This is a genomic window from Lamprobacter sp. (assembly GCF_034860625.1).
Lineage (GTDB): Bacteria > Pseudomonadota > Gammaproteobacteria > Chromatiales > Chromatiaceae > Lamprobacter.
This window is the reverse complement of sequence record NZ_JAYESN010000424.1, coordinates 1-1,914: the sequence shown is the minus strand read 5'-3', so window position 1 is coordinate 1,914 and position 1,914 is coordinate 1. Positions and strand designations below refer to the sequence as shown.

The window sequence follows — 1,914 nt, the reverse complement described above, 5'->3', positions numbered from 1 at the left end:
GCTATTGCAACGGGGTGAACTGGTCGCCTTTCCGACCGAAACCGTCTACGGTCTAGGTGGCAACGCGAACGACGATCAGGCCATCGGCCGCATCTTTGCGGCCAAGGGTCGGCCCGCCAACCATCCGCTGATCGTGCATTTGCCAGAGGCCGCCGCCATGAGTGCCTGGGCTCGAGAGATCCCCGATGCGGCCTGGCGGTTGGCCGACGTCTATTGGCCCGGGCCGCTAACGCTGGTGTTGAATAAAGCCCCCGATGTGTCAAACCGCATCACTGGCGGGCAGGACACTGTGGGGCTACGCGTGCCCGCACACCCGGTCGCTCAGCAACTGCTGCGGGCCTTCGGCGCCGCGCTGGCCGCGCCCTCCGCCAATCGATTTGGTCGGATCAGCCCGACGACGGCGGCGCATGTGCTGGACGAGTTTTCGGTTGATAACCGCGTACCCGCTGTGCTCGACGGCGGCGCCTGCAACGTTGGTCTGGAGTCGACGATCATCGACTTGAGCGACAAGCACCCCCGTTTGCTGCGCCCGGGCATGATTGACCTGGCCGAAATCGAGCGACTGTTGGGCGAGCAGGTGGAGAGACCGGCCATCGGCGATGGCCCCGCGGCGCCGGGTCGATTGCCGTCGCACTACGCACCGACCACGCCGTTAGCGCTCATGTCTGGTGATGCCATTGCCGCGATGCTGGCACGAGCAAGGCCAGGATGCGTCGTCTTGGCCCGGCAAGCGCCCCTGGACGCTGTCGGCGCTCTACACTGGGTGAGCATGCCGGATGATCCAGAGGCCTATGCCTGTCGTCTGTATGCTGAATTACGCAGACTGGACCAAATGCATCTGAATCAGATTCTGGTCGAGCAACCCCCGCAGTCGCCAGAGTGGGAGGCCATCAACAACCGTTTGGAGCGGGCCGCGACCCCTGTACAGCACTAAGTAGCTGTCTACTTTTTGCTTCCCGATGATCGCATGACAGTGATCCTCAAATCGGGATGCCGTTGATAGACAGTTTCTAAACAATGCTGTCGCTGATGGTCTGATCCAGTCTTGAGACGACGGTGAGGCCGATGCTCAGGGTGAACTGGACGGGGCTCACGGCTTGGCTGGCCGCGACCTGCTGGCGGATCTTCTCAGCCACATGCTCGGCATCCTCTAAGCCTTGCGCGACTTTGTGGATCGAGCGCTCGAAGGGATAGACCTCGATGATCAGGCTTCCGGCCTCGTACTCCTCGTCCATCGCCTTGATCACGTCGATCAGGATGCCCTTGCCCTTGGTTTCGGCATAGAGCGGCAGTTGGCCAACGTTGATTCGATAGTCCCGAGCAAGACCGGTGGTCGGGCAGGCGAGCAGCCAGGTGAATAGGCTGCAGGTGACCAGACTAGAGATGGCGAGCAGGCTTGTCGGCGGCAACCTCATCTTGCTCCTCATCAAGATTTTGATCTGTGTGTGCATGGCCGATCCCGGATTGTAAACAAACGCCCGCGCCAATACCTGACAGTTCATGCTGAAATATTCGACACTGGAGCAGTGAATGCCGATCTCTGAGACCCTGATCATCTCGCTGGTGGAGCGGGGCATCCTGCCCGATCCGATCATCCGTGCCGGCATTCGGCAGCGCCTGCGCAAGACCTTGTCGGAGCTGCCGATGCAGGATTGTGAGCGCGCCGCTGAGCACAAGGAGGCCTTTATTAGGATGATGGACTTGTCCCCGGTCGCGGCAGTGCCGGAACGCGCCAACGAGCAGCACTACGAGGTCCCGGCCGCGTTCTTCGCGACCGTGCTGGGTCCGCGACGCAAGTACAGCAGCTGCTGGTGGCCAGACGGGGTGACCAGCCTGGCCGAGGCCGAGGAGGCCGCCCTGGCCGAGACTGGGCGCCGTACCGGTATCGGCGAGGGCATGGCGGTGCTGGAACTA

At 62.1% G+C, this 1,914-nt stretch carries 3 protein-coding genes; 2 read left to right on the top strand and 1 reads right to left on the bottom strand.

The features are described from left to right. Positions 1–934 (top strand): L-threonylcarbamoyladenylate synthase (locus tag VBE63_RS28380; RefSeq protein ID WP_323686330.1); only part of this gene is annotated, 934 nt, incomplete at its 5' end. 76 nt (positions 935–1,010) lie between these two features. Here VBE63_RS28380 and VBE63_RS28375 read toward each other — a convergent pair. Beyond that, positions 1,011–1,409, bottom strand: a complete 399-nt coding sequence (locus tag VBE63_RS28375; protein ID WP_323686329.1) for a hypothetical protein — start codon at positions 1,407–1,409, stop codon at positions 1,011–1,013. 121 nt (positions 1,410–1,530) lie between these two features. Between VBE63_RS28375 and VBE63_RS28370 the strand changes: the two genes are divergently transcribed. Beyond that, the coding region (locus VBE63_RS28370) for an SAM-dependent methyltransferase (RefSeq protein WP_416274711.1) at positions 1,531–1,914 on the top strand (384 nt) is incomplete at its 3' end.